The 23363-nt window shown below is 36.7% G+C and carries 24 protein-coding genes; 12 read left to right on the top strand and 12 right to left on the bottom strand.

Annotated features, from left to right (window positions below; all coding sequences use genetic code 11):
- The first annotated feature begins 93 nt into the window (after positions 1 to 93).
- The 11 genes from ABR854_RS08775 (at position 94) to ABR854_RS08725 (ending at position 11502) form a co-directional block, all read left to right on the top strand.
- Positions 94 to 3006: a sialate O-acetylesterase gene (locus ABR854_RS08775; RefSeq protein ID WP_350265029.1), complete on the top strand. Its 2913-nt coding sequence runs from the start codon at positions 94 to 96 to the stop codon at positions 3004 to 3006.
- Between the two features lie 145 nt (positions 3007 to 3151).
- Positions 3152 to 3526 (top strand): NADH-quinone oxidoreductase subunit A, encoded by a 375-nt coding sequence (locus ABR854_RS08770; protein WP_064196746.1) that lies wholly within the window; start codon positions 3152 to 3154, stop codon positions 3524 to 3526.
- Positions 3527 to 3618: 92 nt separating this feature from the next.
- The gene (locus tag ABR854_RS08765; RefSeq protein WP_064196745.1) at positions 3619 to 4164 is read left to right on the top strand and encodes an NADH-quinone oxidoreductase subunit B; all 546 of its coding nucleotides are present in this window, start codon (positions 3619 to 3621) and stop codon (positions 4162 to 4164) included.
- Between the two features lie 44 nt (positions 4165 to 4208).
- Positions 4209 to 4706: an NADH-quinone oxidoreductase subunit C gene (locus ABR854_RS08760; protein ID WP_350265028.1), complete on the top strand. Its 498-nt coding sequence runs from the start codon at positions 4209 to 4211 to the stop codon at positions 4704 to 4706.
- Between the two features lie 76 nt (positions 4707 to 4782).
- On the top strand, positions 4783 to 6018 hold the full coding sequence (locus ABR854_RS08755; protein ID WP_350265027.1) for an NADH-quinone oxidoreductase subunit D: 1236 nt from the start codon (positions 4783 to 4785) through the stop codon (positions 6016 to 6018).
- 14 nt (positions 6019 to 6032) lie between these two features.
- On the top strand, positions 6033 to 6527 hold the full coding sequence (locus tag ABR854_RS08750) for an NADH-quinone oxidoreductase subunit NuoE family protein (protein WP_064196743.1): 495 nt from the start codon (positions 6033 to 6035) through the stop codon (positions 6525 to 6527).
- Positions 6528 to 6536: 9 nt separating this feature from the next.
- Positions 6537 to 7874 (top strand): NADH-quinone oxidoreductase subunit NuoF, encoded by a 1338-nt coding sequence (gene nuoF, locus ABR854_RS08745; protein ID WP_350265026.1) that lies wholly within the window; start codon positions 6537 to 6539, stop codon positions 7872 to 7874.
- Positions 7875 to 7932: 58 nt separating this feature from the next.
- Positions 7933 to 9024 carry an NADH-quinone oxidoreductase subunit G gene (locus ABR854_RS08740; RefSeq protein ID WP_350265025.1) on the top strand — a complete coding sequence of 364 codons (1092 nt, stop codon included), beginning with the start codon at positions 7933 to 7935 and terminating at the stop codon, positions 9022 to 9024.
- A 99-nt stretch (positions 9025 to 9123) separates the two neighbouring features.
- A complete protein-coding gene (nuoH, locus tag ABR854_RS08735) occupies positions 9124 to 10299 on the top strand; it encodes an NADH-quinone oxidoreductase subunit NuoH (RefSeq protein WP_350265024.1) in 1176 nt (391 codons plus the stop codon).
- Between the two features lie 90 nt (positions 10300 to 10389).
- Positions 10390 to 10935, top strand: a complete 546-nt coding sequence (locus ABR854_RS08730; RefSeq protein ID WP_064196738.1) for a NuoI/complex I 23 kDa subunit family protein — start codon at positions 10390 to 10392, stop codon at positions 10933 to 10935.
- Positions 10936 to 10965: 30 nt separating this feature from the next.
- On the top strand, positions 10966 to 11502 hold the full coding sequence (locus ABR854_RS08725; RefSeq protein ID WP_064196737.1) for an NADH-quinone oxidoreductase subunit J family protein: 537 nt from the start codon (positions 10966 to 10968) through the stop codon (positions 11500 to 11502).
- Between the two features lie 81 nt (positions 11503 to 11583).
- Here the strand turns inward: ABR854_RS08725 and ABR854_RS08720 are convergent, their stop codons facing one another.
- Positions 11584 to 11937, bottom strand: a complete 354-nt coding sequence (locus ABR854_RS08720; RefSeq protein WP_350265023.1) for a hypothetical protein — start codon at positions 11935 to 11937, stop codon at positions 11584 to 11586.
- Between the two features lie 706 nt (positions 11938 to 12643).
- Between ABR854_RS08720 and ade the strand changes: the two genes are divergently transcribed.
- Positions 12644 to 14281 carry an adenine deaminase gene (ade, locus tag ABR854_RS08715; protein WP_350265022.1) on the top strand — a complete coding sequence of 546 codons (1638 nt, stop codon included), beginning with the start codon at positions 12644 to 12646 and terminating at the stop codon, positions 14279 to 14281.
- Positions 14282 to 14328: 47 nt separating this feature from the next.
- Here the strand turns inward: ade and ABR854_RS08710 are convergent, their stop codons facing one another.
- The 11 genes from ABR854_RS08710 to rlmF form a co-directional block, all read right to left on the bottom strand.
- Positions 14329 to 15276, bottom strand: coding sequence for a threonine ammonia-lyase (locus ABR854_RS08710; RefSeq protein WP_350265021.1), 948 nt, complete (start codon positions 15274 to 15276; stop codon positions 14329 to 14331).
- A gap of 34 nt (positions 15277 to 15310) precedes the next feature.
- The gene (locus tag ABR854_RS08705; protein ID WP_350265020.1) at positions 15311 to 15751 is read right to left on the bottom strand and encodes a DinB family protein; all 441 of its coding nucleotides are present in this window, start codon (positions 15749 to 15751) and stop codon (positions 15311 to 15313) included.
- A gap of 78 nt (positions 15752 to 15829) precedes the next feature.
- Positions 15830 to 17377: a putative maltokinase gene (locus ABR854_RS08700; protein ID WP_350265019.1), complete on the bottom strand. Its 1548-nt coding sequence runs from the start codon at positions 17375 to 17377 to the stop codon at positions 15830 to 15832.
- Positions 17378 to 17528: 151 nt separating this feature from the next.
- The gene (gene dapF / locus ABR854_RS08695; RefSeq protein WP_350265018.1) at positions 17529 to 18293 is read right to left on the bottom strand and encodes a diaminopimelate epimerase; all 765 of its coding nucleotides are present in this window, start codon (positions 18291 to 18293) and stop codon (positions 17529 to 17531) included.
- A gap of 185 nt (positions 18294 to 18478) precedes the next feature.
- On the bottom strand, positions 18479 to 18835 hold the full coding sequence (rplS, locus tag ABR854_RS08690; RefSeq protein ID WP_119364402.1) for a 50S ribosomal protein L19: 357 nt from the start codon (positions 18833 to 18835) through the stop codon (positions 18479 to 18481).
- Between the two features lie 219 nt (positions 18836 to 19054).
- Positions 19055 to 20131 carry an ACR3 family arsenite efflux transporter gene (gene arsB, locus ABR854_RS08685; RefSeq protein WP_350265017.1) on the bottom strand — a complete coding sequence of 359 codons (1077 nt, stop codon included), beginning with the start codon at positions 20129 to 20131 and terminating at the stop codon, positions 19055 to 19057.
- An 8-nt stretch (positions 20132 to 20139) separates the two neighbouring features.
- Positions 20140 to 20595, bottom strand: a complete 456-nt coding sequence (locus ABR854_RS08680; RefSeq protein WP_350265016.1) for a DinB family protein — start codon at positions 20593 to 20595, stop codon at positions 20140 to 20142.
- Between the two features lie 15 nt (positions 20596 to 20610).
- A complete protein-coding gene (locus tag ABR854_RS08675; RefSeq protein ID WP_350265015.1) occupies positions 20611 to 21222 on the bottom strand; it encodes a low molecular weight phosphatase family protein in 612 nt (203 codons plus the stop codon).
- Positions 21223 to 21244: 22 nt separating this feature from the next.
- Positions 21245 to 21715 carry a DUF6428 family protein gene (locus ABR854_RS08670; RefSeq protein WP_350265014.1) on the bottom strand — a complete coding sequence of 157 codons (471 nt, stop codon included), beginning with the start codon at positions 21713 to 21715 and terminating at the stop codon, positions 21245 to 21247.
- 22 nt (positions 21716 to 21737) lie between these two features.
- On the bottom strand, positions 21738 to 22058 hold the full coding sequence (locus tag ABR854_RS08665; protein ID WP_350265013.1) for an ArsR/SmtB family transcription factor: 321 nt from the start codon (positions 22056 to 22058) through the stop codon (positions 21738 to 21740).
- 151 nt (positions 22059 to 22209) lie between these two features.
- Complete coding sequence (gene rlmF, locus ABR854_RS08660; protein ID WP_350265012.1) at positions 22210 to 23166, bottom strand: 23S rRNA (adenine(1618)-N(6))-methyltransferase RlmF; 957 nt, start codon at positions 23164 to 23166, stop codon at positions 22210 to 22212.
- Positions 23167 to 23363: the final 197 nt, after the last annotated feature.

The following is a 23363-nucleotide window of genomic DNA, read 5'->3' as shown; positions in this document are numbered from 1 at the left end:
TGATTATAGCTGTTGTCTGTTGTAAATTTGTAAAGGCAATGAACCTTAATCCGTTTAAGAATGAATTATTTAAGGAATTGGTTAATTTTGTTGATGAATATTGTTCTTTTAGATTCTTATTCACAAATACAAATTACCTTCCCCGTTTCACGCATAGTTTTCCAAAGAAATAACCAGAATCAAGCCAATATCAACATAGCTGGCAGTTATTTCCAACAACTTGATAGGATAGAGGCAAGAGCAGTACCAGTTTGGGGAGGGCAAGGCTCTGAGACTGGCTGGAACGCTGTTCAAGATTTTCGTAATAATGGTATTTTTAGTGGAACTCTTCAGCTAAGTGGCGGTTGGTATAATATTGAAGTTAGAGGGTTTCTCAATGGTAATGTAGTGACGAGTACAACGCTCGAACGAGTTGGGATTGGAGAAGTTTTTATTGTAGCTGGGCAGTCTAATGCCCAAGGAGACCAGTCTTACTCAGGTGCAACAATCGGAGCATCAGATGATAGAGTTTCGGTTATTAACTATTATGACCCAAATCTGAATGAAGAGGCACTACCTTTTCAATTTTCTCAGATGGGTAATAATACCAAGATGGCTCCTTATAACTATGTTCCATGGTTTTGGGCCAAACTTGGCGATAAACTTGTGCAAAAGCTTAATGTCCCCGTTTTATTTTATGGTGCTGCTTTAGGAGGGTTGAGCTGTGAGGTTTGGCGACGCTCTGCTGATGGGCAAGATTTAAGAACCGAATTACCTACATTTGTAAGAGTAGAAGGTATGCCCTATAGAGGTATGAAAGCTGCACTTCAGCACTTTGCAACACGAACAGGAGTAAGAGGTATTTTATGGCAACAAGGCGAGAGTGATGGTAATTCAAGTGCAGAAAATTATTATAATAATTTACGGACTGTTATCGAAAAAAGTAGATCTGACTCAAAAAAAGGAGATTTAGCTTGGGTCGTTGCTCGTTCTTCAAGAAATCCTACACTTTTACCAACAGTTATTGAAGGACAGAACTTAACAATTCAACGTGTAGCAAATGTATTTGCTGGCCCCATGACCGACGAAATTGTTGGTTCAAATCAAAGAGCAGATGGCATACATTTTCATAATGACGGATTATGGTCGGCCGCAGATTATTGGAATAACTCTTTAGATGGTAATTTCTTTGCTAATTCACAACCGTTGGCTCCAAGAAATCTACCACCTGTCAATATTATTTGTAACCCAAATACTACTATTAATAAGTTTACTGTCACAACAAGTGGTTATTCTGCTTATAAGTGGAGTAATGGTGGCACTGCAAATTTTATAACTGTCACGAATGGAACATTTTCATTTAAAGCTCAAGATGATGTTGGGAATACCGTTTTTTCACAGCCTATCACCCTTTCAACCAATAATAATGTAAGTCAACCTACTATTACTGCGAATGGAAATACTACTTTCTGTGATGGACAAGGGGTTGTTCTGACTTCAAATGTAAATGGAGGAAACCTCTGGAGTAATGGAGAAAGGGGACAATCAATTGTTGTCCGTGGGGCAGGAAATTACACCGTAGTAAATTATTCAATCAACGGTTGTGTTTCACCAGCGTCTAATCCTGTGAACGTGAATGTTTTGCCATCACCCTTTAATGTCATTAGTGTAAGTAAATCTTTACCTATTTGTCCCGATGAATCGGTAGAACTCTTTACAACAAATAATGATGGTATTTCCTATCAATGGAGTACAAATGAAAACACAAAACGTATAACAGTAAATAAAGCAGGCTCATATAACCTACGCATAAGAGGACAAAATGGATGTGAATCACAATCTTTCATTGATATAAATTTTCGTCCACGCCCGTCTTCATCAATTGTAGCAGATGGTGAGACAACTTTTTGTCTCGGAAAGAGTGTGAACATTTTTCCTGAAAATGACTTTCCTTCTTACCTATGGAGTACGGGTGCTACAAGCAAAACAATCAATGTACGTACAGATGGTATATATACATTGCGTGTGAAAGATAGTTTTGGTTGCAGTTCGGAATTGATTTCGAAGAAAATTACTGTAAATGCACTCCCAATAGTGAAGATTAAAGCTGATGGAGTTGATAAATTTTGTGAAGGTAATGTTGTAGGTTTATCTCCTCAGGTTGAGTCAGCTCAAGGCTACCGATGGAGTACTGGAGAATCAACAAGAGAAATATTTGTTGTAAAAGAAGGTATATATAGCTTATCTATTAGAGATAGAAATGGGTGTGAATCCTCTCCTGATACAATTAAATTAAGTCATATTCCATCTCCAATTGCAATAATTTCAACAAGTGATGGAATTAGTACGATTTGTGAAGGTACAAGTTTATCCTTAATTGCGAATGATGCCGTAGCATATACATGGAGTACAGGTGCTATTTCAAAAGGTATTGCTGTTGATAAAGCAGGGATATATACTCTACGTATAAAAGACGATAAAAATTGTTTGTCTAAACCAACATCATTTGAGGTGACAGTCAAAGCAACGCCTCCGGTGCCAAGTATTAGTATTGATGGTACTTTTCAACTTTTAGCGACTTCGCAAAATAATAATTCAGCCCAGTTTTTCAATTGGAAGAAAGATAACGAAGACCTTTCTACGGTTTCAGCCATTTTAAAAGCCAGTACATCTGGAAATTATTCTGTTCGGATGGCAATGAAATATTCGTTAGCAAATAATAAAGAATTAGTATGCTATTCACAATTTTCAAATCCTGTAAATGTATTCGTCCCTTATCTCGATAAAGGATTCCGAGCTTATCCAAATCCGAACTCCAATGGACAATTTACAATTGAGACAATTGCTGACAACCCAAATGCCGAAATAGCGGTCTTTACACTTACAGGGCAAAAAGTGTATTCGGGGATAATCAGCGATTTAAAAGAAAAACGCCCGCTTGATTTACGACATTTAGAAAAAGGTATTTATATCATTCGTTTGGTAAGTGGTTCTTATGAAGCATCTTTACGAGTAATCATTAAATAAAAACGGGGGTGAAAATATTTTCGCCCCTTTTTTATTTTGTTTCTAAGCATAACAATAGTAATTTTGGAACATAAAAGATGGGAAGTAGTAAAAAGCCGTTAATAACAAATTTTGAAAACCTTTGACTACTGTTAATTATTGATTTATGAAAGAATATTTGCCTTCAGATTTCCTCCCAATTTTGGTGCTTATCATAGCAGCTATCGGGTTTATTGTCACAACGATGATTGTAACCCACGCAATTGGCCCAAAAAGAAACAGTGAATTAAAAGATGCTCCGTTTGAGTGTGGTATTGACTCCGAAGGAGATGCCCGTACACCGATTTCAATCAAATATTTCCTTACTGCCATTTTGTTTGTACTTTTCGATGTTGAAGTGATCTTTATGTATCCTTGGGCAGTAAATTTTAAAAAACTCGGCTGGTTTGGCTTTACCGAAATGGTTGTATTCCTAACACTTTTGATGGCTGGTTTTTACTATATCATTCGCAAAGGCGTATTAAGCTGGGAAAGAGATTAATAATTTGTTTTTACTAAAACAAATTAACTTAACACATAGTTGAAATAATAGCAATTGTAGGACTACAATTATACTATTGATAATCAGAAAACATGAGTAATCAAATAAAAACAATAGAAGCTCCCGAAGGATTTGAAGGTTCTGGCTTTTTTGCAACTTCATTTGAAAAAGTAATCGGAATTGCCCGTAGTAAATCATTATGGCCACTGCCATTCGCAACTTCTTGTTGCGGAATTGAGTTTATGGCAACAATGGGTGCTCACTACGATATTTCTCGTTTTGGTTCTGAGCGTCCAAGTTTTTCACCACGCCAAGCCGATTTATTGATGGTTATGGGAACAATTGCCAAAAAAATGGCACCTGTTCTAAAGCAAGTTTACTTGCAAATGGCAGAACCTCGTTGGGTGATAGCTGTTGGTGCTTGTGCTTCCAGTGGCGGAGTTTTTGATACATATTCAGTGTTGCAGGGCATTGACCGTGTAATACCGGTAGATGTATATGTTCCAGGTTGCCCACCACGTCCAGAACAAATCTTAGATGGATTAATGCAAATTCAAGAATTGGCTGTCAATGAGTCACTTCGCAGAAGAAATACTTCCGAATATCAAGCTTTATTAGAATCTTACAACATTCAGTAAAGTATAGATTTCTTATTGAAGAAAGTTTAAATTTTAGAATTAGAATGACTAATCAACAAATAGCTGAAGATATAGTAGCAAAGTTTGGAGAAAATACCCACTCTTTTGAAGAGCCTTGGGGTTTACTCACATTTACTACCAATCGTCAGAATATTATCTCGCTTCTTGAGTATTTAAAAAAGCACGAAACTTTTCGTTTTAACTTCTTGACAGACTTAACGGGTATTCATTTGCCAGATAATCAAGGAGCTGAGTTTGGAGTGATTTATCACTTGCATAGCCTCGAAAACAATGTACGAATCCGTATTAAAGTTTTCTTATCGCAAGATGATTTACATATCCCAACTGCCACTACTCTTTGGCCAACAGCCAATTGGATGGAAAGAGAAACTTATGATTTCTTCGGAATTCTTTTCGATGGCCACCCGAAACTTATCAGAATTTTGAACATCGAAGAAATGGACTACTTCCCAATGCGTAAAGAATATCCGCTCGAAGATGCCACTCGTGAAGATAAGATTGATGCTTTATTTGGAAGATAACACACCCCCAGTTAATGGGTAATATACAAAAATAAATACTTTTCATTATTAGTCTCATTCAGGAGATAGGGGTTTTATGGAAGACTTACTAATACCAAAAAATACATCTGATGCTTTGGCCTTAAATAGACCAATAGTTGAGGATACCGAATTTACTACATTAAACCTAGGGCCAACTCACCCAGCTACTCACGGTATTTTTCAGAATATTCTGAAGATGGATGGTGAGAAAATCGTTTCGGGCGAACAAACAATCGGTTATATTCACCGTGCGTTTGAAAAAATTGCCGAACGTCGCCCTTTCTACCAAATTACAACTCTTACTGACCGAATGAACTACTGTTCGTCGCCCATCAATAACATGGGATGGCACATGACAGTAGAAAAACTTTTGGGCGTCACCGTACCAAAAAGGGCAGAATATATTCGTGTAATTATGATGGAGTTGGCTCGTATTGCTGACCACATTATTTGTAATTCAATCTTAGGTGTTGATACAGGTGCTTATTCTGGTTTCTTATATGTTTTCCAAGAACGTGAAAAAATATATGAAATCTATGAAGAAATGTGCGGTGCTCGTCTAACAACCAATATGGGTAGAATAGGCGGAATGGAAAGAGATTTATCTCCAACAGCAATCGCTAAGATTAAGGATTTGATTTACAATAGTTTACCAAAAGTATTGACTGAGTTTGAAAAGCTTTTCAATCGTAATCGTATTTTTGTTGATAGAATTGTAAATGTTGGAGCAATTACTGGCGAAAGAGCATTAGAGTATGGTTTTACTGGGCCAAACTTACGTGCTGCTGGTGTTGATTATGATGTTCGTGTGATGGAGCCTTATTCTTCGTACCAAGATTTTGAGTTTGATATTCCAGTTGGTCACAATGGAGATACTTATGACCGATTCATGGTGCGTAACCAAGAAATGTGGGAAAGTATGAAGATTATTCGTCAGGCACTTGAAAACCTTCCAGAAGGACCATACTACGCCAACGAAAATCATTATTATTTGCCTCCAAAGCAAGATGTTTACAAAAATATGGAAGCCTTGATTTACCATTTTAAAATTGTAATGGGTGAAATTGATGCTCCTGCGGGTGAAGTTTATCATGCAGTAGAAGGTGGGAATGGTGAACTTGGCTTTTATTTGGTAAGTGATGGCGGTCGAGCTCCATATCGTTTACACTTCCGTCGTCCGAGCTTTATTTATTATCAAGCATACCCAGAAATGTGCAAAGGCGTGTCGATTTCTGATGCCATCGTAATTATGAGTAGCTTAAATGTAATTGCTGGAGAGTTAGATGCTTAATAAAAGATTATACAATGACTGAGAATAATAATATAGTTTTTACGCCCGAAAGACTGGCGAAAGTACAAGAAATAATAGCACGATATCCAGAAGGAAGACAAAAATCAGCCTTGTTACCCGTTTTGCATTTAGCTCAAGAACAATTTGCCTGGATGAGTCAAGGTGTAATGGATTATGTAGCAAGTTTATTGTCTATAAAACCAGTTGAAGTATATGAAGTTGCATCGTTTTATACGATGTTTCATTTAGAACCAGTTGGTAAGCATGTAATCGAATATTGTCGTACAGGTCCGTGTGTATTAATGGGTGGAGAAGAAGTATTCGGACACCTTCAACAGAAATTGGGTATTAAGAAGGGTGAAACAACGGCCGACGGTCTTTTCACTTTGAAAGAGGTAGAATGTTTGGCTGCTTGTGGTTGGGGACCATGTTTCCAAATTCGTGAAAAATATTATATGCACTTGAACAACCAGAAAGTTGATGAAATTATTGAAGAACTTTCTAAGTAACAAAGAGATATGTCACTAAAAATATTAACCGAACATTGTAGTACACCAGGAATTGAGACTTTTGAAGTTTATCGTAAGAAAGGCGGTTATACCGCCGTTGAGAAAGCCTTGAAAAAAATGACTCCTGATGAGGTTGTAGAAGAAGTCAAGAAATCTGGCGTTCGTGGCCGTGGTGGTGCAGGTTTCCCAATGGGAATGAAGTGGTCGTTTTTAGCTAAACCAGAGGGTGTGCCACGTTATTTAGTTTGTAACGCTGACGAATCTGAGCCAGGTACATTCAAAGACCATTATTTGATGAAAACCATTCCTCACTTATTAGTTGAGGGGATGATTATTTCAAGCTATGCTCTTGGTGCAAATAAGTCATTCATCTACGTGAGAGGTGAGTTGATGTACGTAATTCGTATTCTTGAAAAAGCCATCGAAGAAGCAAAAGCTGCTGGTTTCTTAGGTAAGAATATACTTGGAAGTGGTTATGATTTAGAATTAGTAGTACAACCAGGTGGTGGTGCATATATTTGTGGAGAAGAAACTGCCCTTTTAGAATCACTCGAAGGAAAGCGTGGAAACCCAAGAAATAAGCCACCTTTCCCAGCTGTAAAAGGGCTATACCAAAGTCCAACCGTAGTAAATAACGTTGAATCGATCTCAACGGTATCTTGGATTGTTAATAACGGTGGCGAGGCTTATGCCGCTGTCGGTGTGGGCAAAAGTACTGGCACAAAATTAATCTCAGCATCAGGTCATATAAACAAACCAGGTGTTTATGAAATCGAACTCGGACTTTCTTGTGATGAATTCTTAAACTCTGATGAATATTGTGGCGGTGTTCGCACAGGTCACCGTTTGAAAGCGGTTGTTGCTGGTGGTTCATCAGTGCCAATAGTTCCAGGTGCATTATTCTTGAAAAATGCGAATGGTGAAGATAGATTAATGTCTTATGAATCTTTGTCAGATGGTGGTTTCGCAACTGGTACTATGTTAGGTTCAGGAGGTTTCATCGCTTTTGACGAAACCGCTTGTATCGTTCGTAATACTTGGAATTTTTCAAGGTTTTATGAGCATGAATCTTGCGGGCAATGTTCACCATGTCGTGAAGGAACAGGCTGGATGCAAAAAGTATTAAATCGTATCGAACATGGTAAAGGTTCTATGAGTGATATTGATTTATTAGTTGATGTATCGAAAAAAATTGAAGGAAATACCATTTGTCCACTGGGCGATGCAGCCGCTTGGCCAGTTGCCAGTGCAATTCGTCACTTCCGTGATGAGTTTGAATGGCATATAAAACATCCAATAGAAGCTACTAAAGCAGGTGCTGTTTATGCAGGTGCAGTTTTAGTCTAATTCGATAACCAAAGCAGTTTATTTTTAGTAGAAAAGAAGTTTATTATCAGAAAAACTGATGGAAGATATAAAACCAGTAATGTTTAAAGTCACTGTTGATGGTGTGGAAGTAGAAGTTGCTCCAGGAACAACTATTATGCAGGCTGCTCGCCAGATTGGCCCAGAAGTGGCTCCACCAGCCATGTGCTACTACGAACCACTCAAAGGTTCGGGTGGAAAATGCCGTGCTTGTTTGGTGAAAGTTGCGGCTGGTTCAGCAAAAGACCCACGTCCGATGCCTAAATTGGTTGCTTCGTGTATCACACATGTACAAGATGGTATGGTGGTTGAAAACTTCACCAATTCACAAGTAGTAGAGGCTCGCAAAGGAGTAGTTGAGTTTTTATTACTCAATCACCCACTTGACTGCCCGGTGTGTGACCAAGCAGGTGAGTGTCATTTGCAAGACTTCGCTTTTGAAAATGGAACGAGCACTACACGTTATCAAGAAGAGCGTCGTACATTCGAGAAAGAGGATATTGGTCCGTATGTACAACTTCACATGACACGTTGTGTGTTGTGCTATCGTTGCGTTTACACGGCTGACCAAATCACTGATGGTCGTGTGCATGGGGTGATGGGAAGGGGTGACCATGCCGAAATTTCAACTTACATTGGTCGTGCCATTGATAATGATTTCTCAGGAAATGTGATTGATGTATGTCCAGTAGGTGCTTTGACCGATAAAACTTACCGTTTCAAAAACCGTGTTTGGTTCTCAAAACCAGTTGATGCACATTGTGACTGTGATAAATGTAGTGGAAACGTGCAATTATGGTATCGTGGAGACGAAGTAATTCGTGTAACAGCCCGCAAAAATGAGTGGGGTGAGGTGAAAGAATTCATTTGTAATACTTGTCGATTCGAAAAGAAGAAAACAAGTGATTGGGTAATTGAAGGGCCAACGAAAGTAAATCGTGCTTCGGTTATTTCGGCAAATAAATATGGAGCAAATTTGATTAAAAAGCCAGATTTTGCCTTGAAACTTGCTGAATCTCAATTTAAAAAGATTGATGATTCTCGTCCGTACGTCAATGAAATGGCCGAAATCAAGCAATCTGAAGATTACAAAGCATTACAGCAAAAAAATGAAAGTTATTTCAAAAAGTAATTTGGAATAATTTAATTGACTATTGATTTATTGGTAATGAAATCGAAATATTATTTCTTTGATAAAGGTTCGTATTTCGTAAATCGTAAATAATTTACTATGAGTTCTTTTGTACAATGGCTGACCGAAAGTATGTTTCTTTGGAAAGCTCTTATTATTATCGTAATTTTTGCAATTACACTTGGTATTGCAGCATATTCAACGTGGGCTGAACGTAAAGTTGCCGCTTACATTCAAGACCGTCGTGGTCCGAATCGTGCTGGTTGGGGTGGTTTATTACAACCGCTCGCCGATGCTGGAAAAATGTTTTTCAAGGAAGATTTTATTCCAGCACAAGCCGATAGATGGTTATTTATATTAGGGCCTTGTTTGTCAATGTTCACTGCTTTGATGTCAAGTGCTGTTGTACCTTTTGGCAATTCATTTATTATTGGAGGTAAAGAAGTTTTCGTTCAAGCTATCGAAATCAATATTGGAATTTTATACGTTTTCGGAGTTGTTTCACTCGGAGTTTATGGAGTAATGATTGGTGGTTGGGCTTCTAACAACAAATTCTCGCTGTTAGGTGCTATTCGTGCTGCTTCACAAAACATTAGTTACGAATTAGCTATGGGCATGTCAATCATTGCAATCTTGATGATGTCAGGTACATTATCTCTTCGTGAAATTGTCGCTCAACAACACGGTGGAAACTGGAATGTATTCTATCAACCGCTCGGATTTTTAATATTTACCGTTTGTGCTTTTGCTGAATGTAACCGAACACCTTTTGATTTACCAGAGTGTGAAACAGAGTTAGTGGGTGGATATCACACAGAATATAGCTCAATGAAATTAGGGTTTTATCTTTTTGCAGAATACATCAATATGTTTGCTTCTTCAGCAGTAACAGCTTGTTTGTTTTTCGGTGGATATAACTACCCAGGAATGGACTTTGTTGAAAGTCAGTTAATATCTGCTCTTGGAGCAAATGCTGGTCATAACGTAGCAACTTTGGTAGGAATTGGCTCAATGTTTACAAAAATCTTATTTGGTATTTTCTTCTTCATGTGGGTTCGTTGGACGGTTCCACGTTTCCGTTATGACCAACTAATGAATCTTGGTTGGAAAGGCTTAATTCCATTGGCTGTTGGTAATTTGGTAGTAACGGCAGGTGCTATTCTCTCAGGTTATAAATTAGTTGGAATTTGGATTGGATTAGCATTAATGGTTGTGCTTATTTCAGTAGGCTGGTCAATGCGTCCGAAAAAGAAAAACGCTATTATGGGAGCGTAAATCAATTAACAATTATCAATTAATGAGAGATTTTGAACAATGAGTTAAGATAAGCTCATTCGCTCATTCACTCATTCACTCATTAAAACTATGCAGTTAACTAATAGAGCAAAAAAAACTGATAAATCCGAATTAAGTTTGTTTGAGAGAAGTTATTTACCTTCTCTTGCTACAGGTTTAGGTATTACGATTAAACACTTTTTTCAAGCGAAACCTACAATCGAATATCCTGAACAAAAACGTTATTTGGGGCCAGTTTTTCGTGGACATCATATCTTAAAAAGAGACGAAGAAGGACGTGAGCGTTGTACAGCTTGTGGGCTTTGTGCAGTAGCGTGTCCTGCTGAAGCGATTTCGATGGTTGCACAAGAGCGTGTGAAAGGTGAAGAACATCTTTATCGTGAAGAAAAATATGCGGCGGTTTATGAAATCAATATGCTACGTTGTATTTTCTGTGGTCTTTGTGAAGAGGCTTGTCCAAAACAAGCTGTTTATTTACGTCATGATAAATTTGTGCCAGTATTTACTGACCGTTCAGATGTAATTTATGGGAAAGACCAATTGGTAGAAGACATGAATCAACGCTACCAGAGAGATGCTTGGACCAAAGAAGATGCCATGAAGCTTTGGAAGTAATTTTTTTAAGCCTTAGATTTTAACCAGAATATGCAAAATATACTTAGTTTACCTCCAATTTTTTATACATTCGCCATATTATCAGTATTAACTCTTTTTGGAGCTTTAGGTACTATAATGTCGAAAAATCCAGTGCATAGTGTCATTTATTTAATTGTGACATTCTTTTCAATTTCGGCTCACTATATCTTATTAAATGCCCAATTTTTAGCAGCGGTAAATATCATTGTTTATGCAGGTGCTATCATGGTATTATTTCTATTCGTGATTATGTTCTTGAATATGAAACAGGAAACGGATGAAATGAAGAATAATAAATTGATTACAACTGCTATCGTGACAGCTCTTTTGTTGGGAGGAATTTTGATTATTTTCCTAAGAAGAGCAGGAAAAGAGAAAATAGATGCTACGAGTTTTAATTCACAAACTGGTATGGTTGAAATTTTAGGACAGTCTCTTTATGGTGAATACTTATTGCCGTTTGAGCTTATATCTGTATTGTTTTTGGTGGCAATGGCTGGTGCTGTGATGCTGGCTAAGCGTGAACCTGGCGAAAGACATTTCTAAACAGAATTACTCTAAATATAAAAAGCGTCTCAAGAATTATTTTTTGGACGCTTTTTTCTTTATTCTAACTTAGAAAATCTCTTATTTACTATTAATAATAATTGGATTTTTTTTATTAAATCTCTCCATAAATTCATTAAACGTACTTTCTCTTTTCAAGAAATAGCGATAAAACCAAATAATGGTAGCACTCGGAATAATGTCTGTGAATGGAATTATTTCTTCTAAGAAACCTGCAATAGCACCAAATGTAGTTCGATGAACTGCATAAATTAAAACCGAAATAATCGGTGCAATTACCACATCGGCTGCTTCGCCCAATGCAGGAATGAGATAGGTTACCATCCCTAAAGCATCAATAGCCAAACTTGCCATTAAATCTTTACTTTTTTTTTCATCGAAACTCTGTGAAACGTTATCACTGTTATTTGTCATTGTTGATGCGAATGAAGGGTGTTTTTTCATTCATTGTATTAAACGTTAATTGAACTAAAAAGTATCAATTTTTATGAAGAATTTTATGAAAGGTCTAAAACAGTGCCAAAAGTCGCAAAATTTGAATAAATATTGGAAAATATTCAAAAAACAGTGGGTGTACTAACAAAATCTATGCCAAAAAATGGTTTAAATTAAAATTGATTGATAACTGATTGATATGATATGAAAATGTAGCGAATTTAAAAATTATCCATTCAGTAGCTATTTGGCACGATTTTGGTTTAAGTTAAGTGTTCGCAAAAGATGCACACAGATAAATAATAGCGTAAGAAAACACTTAGCTGTTATTACAAAAATATTCAAAAAGGTTCACTCAATAGACTTAAAGTCATCTGATATTATTGGATGACTTTTTTATTTTTATGGCATATTGAGCTAAAAAACTCTGATGAGATTGCTCCCCGCGAAGTCCTCGAAATCACTCAGTAATTTGTTGAATTAAAAGGTTCACTTTTCCAAACTATCATTTTAGGTGACTTCTAACTTTAGACTCCGAAAGCGTTGCTTCGGTCACAATTCATTAATTATTTTTTTCAATTTGTTTATTTTAACTCGTTTTATACAATATTTGAAACGAAACTGATATTTTTTACAAAAAAAGGTTTATTTTACCAAAAAATATGAGAATCCCAAAATTTCATCAATGATAAATTTAAGTGCTAATATAGTAAATGTGTTTGATGGTACTGTTTCCTATGGAACGTTGGTTATTGAAAATGGAAGAATCCATCAAATAAATCTACAAGGAGCAGAAAGAGAAGGAGAAAAATATATCCTACCGGGTCTGATTGATGCTCACGTACATGTGGAAAGCTCTATGCTTACACCCGCACAGTTTGCTCGATTAGCAGTTGTTCACGGTACTGTCGGTACCGTTTCTGACCCTCACGAAATTGCCAATGTTTTAGGGGTAAAAGGCGTAGAGTTTATGATTGAGGACGGGCGACGAGTACCTTTCAAATTTTGCTTTGGAGCTCCATCTTGTGTACCAGCAACAGGCTTTGAAACCGCTGGGGCCGAAATTACAGCAAAGGATATTGCTCATTTATTTACATATAAGGAGGTTGGTTATTTGGCCGAAATGATGAATTTTCCTGGGGTTTTGCATGAAGACCCATTGGTAATGCAGAAAATTACTTTGGCACAAGCATTCAATAAACCTGTTGATGGTCATGCACCTGGATTAAGAGGTGCGGCAGCAAAAAAATATATTGAAGCAGGTATAGAAACTGACCACGAATGTTTTACAAAGAGTGAAGCATTAGAAAAGCTTAAACTCGGCATGAAAATATTGATTCGAGAAGGTAGTGCTGCCAAAAACTTTGAAGAATTGATTCCATTAGCTGATGAACATTTTGCCAATATGATGTTTTGCTCCGACGATAAACATCCAGATAATTTGGTTGAAGGTCATATCAATCAACTTGTTAAAAGAGCAATAGCCAATGGAATAGATAGATTTAAAGTACTTCGGATGGCAACTATTAATCCGATTTTGCATTATCGAATGAATATTGGTTTATTGAGAGAAGGTGATTGGGGTGACTTTATTTTGGTTGATAATTTGGAAGATTTCAATGTCGAAACGACGTATATAAATGGTCAAAAAGTAGCAGAAAATGGTATTTCGTTGATTGAAAATCTACAAAGCGAAATAATCAATAATTTTGATTGTGAACTGATTCAGCCCAAGCAAATTGAAATTGTTGCTCCAGAAAATGTTCATCGGATGCGTGTAATACAAACCATTGATGGACAATTGATTACGAATGAAATTTTTGTAGAACCTAAAATAGAGAATGGTTTTGTAGTACCTGATTTAGAAAAAGATATATTAAAGATAGTTGTTCTGAATCGCTATAAAACTGCTCCACCAGCCATCGCTTTTATCAATAATTATGGCTTAAAAGAAGGTGCAATCGCTTCTTCAGTTGGCCATGATTCTCATAATATTATAGCGGTTGGAGTGGATGATTTTTCTATTTGTGAAGCGATTAACCTGATTATCAGAGAAAAGGGGGGAGTTTCTGCCGTAAGCAATACTAAACGTGGTGTATTAGGTTTACCTGTAGCTGGCCTGATGAGTAGTGATGATGGTTATAAAGTAGCAGAGAGCTATACCATGATTGACCGATTTGTGAAAGAGCAGCTCGGTAGCACACTTATTTCTCCATTTATGAGCCTATCATTTATGGCTTTGTTAGTAATTCCTGCTCTCAAAATCAGCGATTTAGGGCTTTTTGATGGAGAAAAATTTGAGTTTATAGATTTATTTGAATAATAACAAAAATAGGTAAGTTTCACAGACTTACCTATTTTTGTGTCTATTTAAAAAGGAAGTTTCCCTAAATCAATATTTCCACCTGTTAGAATAATACCTACTTTTTTTCCTGCAAATCTTTCTTTTTGTTTCAGCAAAGCTGCAAATGGAACAGCACACGATGGCTCAATAACAATCTTTAGGCGTTCCCAAATTAATCTCATTGCTGCAATTATTTCATCATCACTTACTAAAATAATATCTTTCACATACATTCTGATAATTTCCAGCGTTTTGTCGCCCAGATTTGTCATCAAGCCATCAGCAATGGTATTTATATACGGTGCTTTCTCAATTTTACCACTCTTAAATGATAAAATTGCATCGGCCGCTCCTTCGGGCTCACCTGCAATTACTTCAGCATTAGGTAATAGATAATGCGTTGCAAGAGCTGTTCCACTCAAAAGTCCACCTCCACCAACTGGAGCCATTATTACTTGCAAATTCGGAATTTCAGCAATCAATTCAACTGTCGCAGTTGCTTGTCCAGCAATTACATCATAATTATTGAATGGGTGAACAAACGTTGCTCCAGTGCGGTCAATTACTTGTTGAACTGTTGATTCACGTGCCTCAAGTGTTGGTTCGCACTCAATAATTTTACCATCAAGAGCTTTTACACCATTTTTTTTGATAATAGGTGCATTGCTTGGCATCACAATATAAGCTTTTGTTCCGACCGTTTTAGCTGCCAAAGCAATCGCTTGAGCATGATTGCCCGAAGAGTGAGTTGTGATGCCCTTTTCTTGCTCTGCTTTCGATAAAGACAAAACAGCATTCATACCACCACGAGCTTTAAATGCTCCAATTTTTTGAAAGTTTTCGCACTTAAAAAAAATCTCGCAACCTGCCAGTTGGTTGATACTTGTTGAAGTTAGAACAGGAGTTTGATGAATAAACGGTTTAATACGTTCGTGAACTTCTTTGATGTCGTCAAGGCTTGGGATATGATTCATATTTGTTGAATTGTTTTTCTTTAGCGTTAAAAATTTATCTTACGTAAAGAATAAAATCGGTTGTTGGTAATTCTTCTATTTTACCTTTAAGCAGTAAAACTACTTGTCCTCGATGATAGGAAGCGTGCAGAGCCAAATGGCTTAGAATTTGGTTGACTGTACTCGTAAAATGTTGACCAGTTGAATTTTGGTAAGCAATCAATTGCTCAAAGTCTTGATTATTAATGATTTTATTAATGTCGGCATAATTGATTTCCAAAAGTTCAAGCATAATTTTTGTGTCAAAAACTTCCCAAACTTTTAATTCAGTCACATTACCATTTATTCGATCAAGCCAAATGCGTTGAGCTGCAATTGTGTGCGAAAAGATCTCAATCACACGTTGTGGAATTTCAGAAGCACAAATCATACTTTCAAGTACTTTTAGATTTGCCCAATGTTCATGCTCAAAAATTTGTTTAAAATATTCTTTCATCTAAAATTTATTGTCTAACAAATCAAAAGCTGTTGACTGTTGAGCAGAACGCCGCCCACCATCGACTACAAACTACTTTTATCTTCTTAATTTTTCTACTTCGACCAAGACTTCAGCAATGCCTTTGAGCGGAATTTTTACCCAACTTGGGCGATAATTTACTTCATAGCCAATTTCATAAACTGCTTTTTCGAGTAAATGGAAGAGTAAAAGATAGTTGATTTCATTATTATCCTTAAATAGCGGGTGTGGATTACCGAAAACAGACAGATATTCTTCGAGATATGTATCTTTAATCAATTTATACCAACGGTCGGCTGCACGTTGGAGTTGTAGCTCATCTATTTCGCTGGTTTCGGCTGAGTTATAAAGTTTTGCAGAAACAGCATAGTGATAGGAGCGAATCATACCTGCTACGTCTTTCAGTGGCGAATGTTTTATTTTCCGCTCAGAAATTGTACTTTCTGGCTCTCCTTCAAAATCTATGATAACTAAATCGTTTTCGGTTGCCAAAACTTGTCCTAAGTGATAATCGCCATGAATACGAGTACGGTATGAAAAAAGTGGACGGGTAAGCACTTGATCAACGAAATCAAGAATCAAATCTTTAGCTTCCATAAATTTCCACGCCAAAGTTTGGGCCTGCTCGTCGAGACGTAGATAGTTGTCAGTCAATAAGTTATATCGACGTTCGAGCAGGTTTTCCATTTTTTGGTGCAAAAATCTCCGATATTGGCGGTCGAAAGGTTCAGCATTGAAGGCATCCGCTCCTCGCAAGGCAAAAAGAGCTTTGTGCATTTCGGCTGTTCGGTGGGCAAGCAAAGCAACTTTCCCGAAAACCGATTCTTTAATCTGAAAATTTCCATCGACAAAAGCCAGCAAGAAGTCATTCAGATAATCTCCCGTCATACTCCAATCGTCCTTTTCGCTCTTGATAACTTCTACCATCACGGCAAACGTAATTTCAGAAATATCGGCACGTTTCCAAGTGATACTACCCGCAAATCTCGGTATATTTCGGAAGTCAGAATGTTGAGTCATAAACTCAACCATTTCAGCCTCTGGATTTGTTTCGGTGAAAAGTTTACGGTAGAGTTTGAGGAAATACTTGCCTCCAAAAATCATTGCCGAATTTGAAGAGTCAATATTGGGCAAAAATGAATCAATAACATCAGATTCAGCTATGAAAGCTTTACCGTTGAAGAAAACAAGCTTATCATCATTGATTTGATTGTAAGATTTTTTATGGTAAATGCTTGAAAATAAAGTATTTCTGAAATTGACATCATAAATAGCATCTATCAAATGCCCGATTTTATCATCCATGCTGGCTTTACTCAAAATTCCTTTCGATAGAATTTCTTGTGTACCTTCTTCTACAAATGAGAGCGGCAAAAGATATAGTTCGTTATCACCTTCTTCGTATTTTGCTTCAAAAGTCATGAAGATAAAATCTTCTAAATGTACTGCATCTTTTACTTTTAATTGTTTGATTTGACGAGCTTTTCCCGCAAACCAACGACATTGAGCAATATATGGAGGGAGAATATTATCTTCTAAAACAGTGTGAACATACTTATCTTTTTCAAACCCTTGCCATTCAATCGCTAAAACAAATTCGGTCATCGTATTTTCGTTTTTTTGTTAGGTTACCGAATTTATAAACTCCCGATTGAATATGCAATGTTTTTGTAGTAAATGTTTTGATTGCAAGAAAAAAGCCCCAACTTATGAATCTAAGTCGGGGCTTTTTGGGCTGGCATTTTATTGGTTATTCTTACAAGATGCCATCAAAAACCTTTATGGCTGGCCCTATTAGATGCACATCTGTAAAATCTTCGTTGAAAGAAACTTGTAAATTCCCACCTTTCGTAATCACATTTACGGGACTTTTCATACCATGACGCAAGTAAGCTGATAGGGCAGAGGCTGTAACTCCTGTACCACACGAATATGTTTCGTCTTCTACGCCACGCTCATAAGTTCGCACATAAATTGTGTCATCACTCAAGATTTCTACAAAGTTTACGTTTGTACCACCACGAGCTACCCATTCGGCCGAATATCGGATTTTTTTTCCTGCTGTAAAGACATCAAACTTCTCAATATCCGATACATACGCCACATAATGCGGCGAACCTGTATTCATAAAATCATAAGCTTCATGACGCTCAAGGCTGTGAACTTCGCCCATTTTCAAAGAAATTACTTTTTTACTGGTTTGGGCAGTATGTTCGCCATCGACAGCTATAAATTTTGTAGTTTCTTTAAAAACACCTAAATCTTCGGCAAAACGAACGGTGCAACGTCCACCATTTCCGCACATACTTCCTTCACGACCATCAGCGTTGTAATAAACCATTCGGAAATCATATTCAGCATCATTTTGCAGTAAAATTAGTCCATCAGCTCCAATTCCAAATCGGCGATGGCAAAGGTGCTCAATGTATTCTTGGCTGGCAGGAAAACCACCGTCACGGTTATCAATCATCACGAAGTCATTGCCAGTGCCTTGATATTTATAGAATTTTATGTTGTTCATTCCAAGTAGTGATTAGAAATTGGTTACTTGTTATTAGTGAATCGGGTTGTGTAGATATAAAAAAAGCCGCTCCAATGGGGCGGCCTTTTCCTACACAAAATTATGAAAAAGCTATTACTTTTATCTTTAGACAATTTTGAGAGTAAAAAGTTAATTTTTTGTATAACTTTTTTTTCAAAATGTTCTTATTTTTTCTTTAATTCCTTGATACGTGCTGCTTTACCTTGTTTTCCACGTAAGTAGAACAATCTTGCACGACGTACTTTACCGTAACGCACTACTTCGATTTTATCAACGCTTGGTGAAAGAACAGGGAAAATACGCTCAACACCAACACCGTTAGAGATTTTACGAACTGTAAAAGATTCTCCGTTTGTACCAACGTTACGACGTTGAATTACAGTACCAGTATAAACCTGAATACGTTCTTTATTTCCTTCAACAATTTTAACGTGAACGCTAATTGTATCTCCAGCCTTAAATTCAGGCTGTGTTTGTCTCTTGCCAGCAAATTCTGCTTCGACTAACTTAATCAAATCCATTGGTTTGTTATTTACTTGATTATCAAATGTTTATACGGTTAGTGAAGCGGCTGAACCGTACAAAGCCCAGCATTCTCCTAATCGGACTGCAAAGTTAATAAATCTTAATCGTAAATCCCAAACAACGAATGAAATTTTCGTTTGTTGTATTTGCCGTGACTAAAGTATAAAAAAAATATTTACTTGTAAAGTTTTATTGTAAAATTTACGAAAATATTTTTATTCAGTCAACGATTCGCCTGCATACCATCTTTTCTTGAACCAAAAAGCCACATTGACTAATAAGATTAGAGCAGGTACTTCGACCAACGGACCGATTACACCCGTAAAGGCTTGTCCGCTATTAATGCCAAAAATACCGATGGCAACAGCTATCGCCAGTTCAAAATTATTGCCTGTTGCTGTAAACGAAATGGCTGTATTTTTTGAATAATCTGCTCCGAGTTTTTTGCCAAGAAAAAAACTTACCACAAACATTATCAAAAAGTAAATAACTAAAGGCACTGCAATTTTGAGTACATCGAAAGGAATTTGCACGATTAACTCACCTTTTAAGCTAAACATCAACACAATTGTAAAAAGCAAGGCAATGAGCGTAATCGGCGAAATAAATGAAATATATCTGGTATTGAACCATTCTAAACCTTTCCATTTAATTAAAGAGTACCGACTGACGATGCCCGCGAAAAAAGGAATTCCGAGATAAATAAGCACACTTTCTGCTATTTGACCAATCGTGATATTGATTTCGGTGCTTTTTATGCCAAAAAAAGGGGGTAAAACCGAAATGAACAAATAGGCATAAACGCTATAAAATAAGATTTGAAAAATACTGTTTAGGGCCACTAAACCTGCTGCATATTCTCGGTTGCCGTCGGCGAGTTCGTTCCAAACAATGACCATTGCAATGCAGCGAGCAATACCAATCAGAATTAATCCTATCATGTATTCGGGCTGGTCACGAAAGAAGATTATCGCTAAGAAAAACATCAAAATTGGCCCAATTACCCAATTAAGTAAGAGCGAAACGGATAATATTTTGGTGTTTTTGAAAACTTCACCCATTTGTTCGTAACGCACTTTTGCCAATGGTGGGTACATCATCAGAATTAGTCCAATTGCCAACGGAATATTTGTTGTTCCGCTGGAAAATGAATTGATGAATGCAGAAGAATCTGGTATAAAATAGCCAATACCGACACCAATAAACATAGCCAGAAATATCCAAAGTGTAAGAAATCGGTCGAGAAAGCTGAGTTTTTTTCTCTGCGTTGGGTTACAATTATTTGCACTCATAATGTTTTTTATTGTCCGTATTTTTTTATAATTGCCATTTGTCCTGCATGGTAAGTTGTATGCGAGACAATCCGACCAAAAGCTTCGGCTTTGGTTTTTGTTCCAAATTCTTGAGTCGAAATACTCGTTTCCCAATCTTCATTGCTTTGTTTTTCGATGATTGATTTTAATGTTGCGAATGATTGATTGACGTAATCAACTAACTCTGTCAAATTTGTCCATTCACCAGTATCTTTTTTGTCGATAACTGTTTTTGCAGTGACTTTTACTGTTCTATCGCCAAAGACATTTTTTGCAAAAAGCAATTCCACATCACCTATGTGTCGAATCAGAAAACCAATACTATTGGGCGAAGGATTTAGTTTTTTTGTTAAATCTTCTGATGTTAGATTTTGTAACTGATTCGAGAATCGAGTGCGGGCCTCTATCCATAATTCGAGTAAAATTGCTGTTTTGGTTTTCATGTCTTTGCTCTTAGTTTATTTCACCAACGAAAAAGCGTAAAGCGTTTCAGTGGCAATTTGTTTGAATCTTGTTAGATAAGTTTCATCTTGTTGCGGAGTTCCATCCGATTTCTTTGGGTCTTCGTAGGTTGTACCAATTCGTAAAGCAACTCCAGCAATAAAAGGACAATTTTGTTCGGCATCTGAGCAAGTCATAATGGCTGCAAAATCAGCTTTTGGATTGGCTTCGTGGTCGTAAACTTTTGAAAAACAAGTTGTACTTAGATTGTTCCCGAACTTAACTTGGTAAGTTGGATTCACCTCTTTTTCATCAGAAATTATATTGAAACCAAGTGTTTTTAGTGCATTAATGGCATTCGGATTGAAGGCCGTTGCTTCCGTTCCTCCCGAAAAAGTAGCCACTTTATCAATATTATAATAAGCCGCTGCAATGGCTGCCGCTACTTGCCCAAAATGGCTTCGTCGAGAGTTGTGGGTGCAGATATAAACAAGATTGATAGGTTCATTTTTATCGTATCTTGCTTGAATGTAATTGCTTATTTTTTGTAATAACTCCTTTCTTGCGTCTGGAATTGTCGCAAAATCTTGCTCAATATTTTTTAATAAACTTCTAATTGATTGATACATATTTGAATTTTGGGTCAAAAGATTAGCAACATCCACCACCTGGCGTGCAACAAGCACTCGCAGCCGCTACTTGCGAAAGGTTTACTTTTAATTTTTCGGCAGGAATACCGCACGAATCTTGTGCCAAGCAGGCAGTTTGTTTGCTCAAAAGCATGAAATCTTTGCCATTAAAGCCCAGTTCGTATTTTCCGATTGTTTCAGCTTGATATTCTACTTCGATTTCAAGGTCTTCCATTCCTAAAACTTTTTCTGAAAGTGCGATGATGTCGAGCAATTTCTTGGGTTTGAGGCGGTGTTCGGTATCATTGGCATTCCATAACTGGAAGTTAGCTACTTTTTCGTTGCGAACGGTTCCACCACAATCAATAAAATGTTTGGTAATTACACCAACTTCGGTTACATGAAAGTGTTCTGGAACTTGTGAACCATTTTCGAGTTCAAAATTTACGCTATCGAGTGTTGGGAGTAGTGATTTTACTTCTGAAAGTTTCATTGTATTTGAGATTTAAGTTTGATTAACAACAATTATTTTGAATAGGCTGCATTGGACCAAATAAGCCTTTGATTTTACTAAAAATTGGCTCATTGATGCAGTAGCAAATGGCATTTCCTTCGATATTACCTTTGATGATTCCTGCGTTTTTTAATTCTTTCAAATGCTGCGATATGGTTGGTTGTGCCAATGGTAGTTCGTTAACGATATCGTTACATATACAAGCATTTACTTTCAATAAATATTCAATTATCGCTACACGAGCTGGGTGAGCGATAGCTTTAGCAAGCATCGCTATTTCATTTTGGTTTTCGGTAAAAAGGTCGGTTTTTGTAAGCCCCATTTGAAAGTATATTTTTATATTGCAATATTACGATATAGTTTTTAATTAAAAAAGAGAAATTTACGATTTCTCTTTTTTAGTATAAGTTATCTCAATCTTTTTAGAATTAATAAGAGCTTTATTCATTCCATATAACTAATATCTTTATTTTCTATTTCTGACGTTTAGGTTCGCTTTTAAATGTCCAAGCCACAATTCTGCTAATTTTTTGCCCTTGTGCCATATTTATGGTTTTTACTTCAACTGCATTTACTTTTTTTAGGTAATAATAAATACTCGGCAAATGTTCTTTTTTGGCAATGAGGCTTGTAAACCATGTAATTTGCTGACCAATTTCTTTACTTTCAAAAATCATATTTCTGACGAATGCTACTTCTCCACCTTCACACCAAAGTTCAGCATTTTGTCCTCCAAAATTGAGTTTGTTTTTGTCTTTCAGACCTAAATTTTTAATTTTTCTTTGGCTTCCAGCCGCAGCTTCTTCAGCAGAGGTATGGAATGGCGGATTGCAAATCGAAACATCGAAAAATTCATTGGGTTTTAAAATACCCTCAAAAATATGTTTGTTTGAAGGCTGCAATCTACATTCAATCTTGTCGCTTAGAACGCTATTGCTTTTAATGATATTTTGAGCAGATTTGATGGCAATTGGGTCAATATCAGTTCCAACAAAATCCCAGCCGTAGGCTTGTGAACCAATGATTGGATAAACACAATTTGCTCCAACACCAATATCTAAAATCTTTATTTTTTCGCCAATTGGAATTTGCTTTTGATTTTCATCGGCCAATAAATCGGCGATGTAATGGATATAATCAGCACGCCCTGGAATTGGTGGACAAAGGTAGTTTCGAGGAATATCCCAAAGAGAAATTTGATAAAAATGCTTTAGAATGGCTCGGTTGAGCATTTTTACGGCATCAGGGTTGGCAAAATCAATGCTTTCATCGCCAAATCTATTGACTGAAACAAATTTCTCTAAATCGGAACATGAAGCAATCAAAGCTTTGAAATCATAGCGAAAACGGTGTGGATTTCGTGGATGAAGTCCTGATTTTTCGGTTGAATCTTTTGGCTTTTGCTCTTTTTGCTTTCCTTTTTCTTGCATACGCTCAATTTTTGAACAAAGTACGGCTATAATTTTCAGAAACAAAAATAGCACACTCCCTAAGATAGAGGTGTGCTATGCTTTTTTCACTAACCCTAAACTAATGAATTTTTTAACTTTTTATCTTTAATATGCTTGAGACTTATTCAAGTAAAAGCCGACTCCGCAGAGCCGACTTTTGGTACTTACTTATTTCA

Origin of the sequence: Emticicia sp. W12TSBA100-4, assembly GCF_040253585.1 — a bacterium.
Classification (GTDB): domain Bacteria; phylum Bacteroidota; class Bacteroidia; order Cytophagales; family Spirosomataceae; genus Emticicia.
This window is presented reverse-complemented; position numbering and strand designations above follow the sequence as displayed.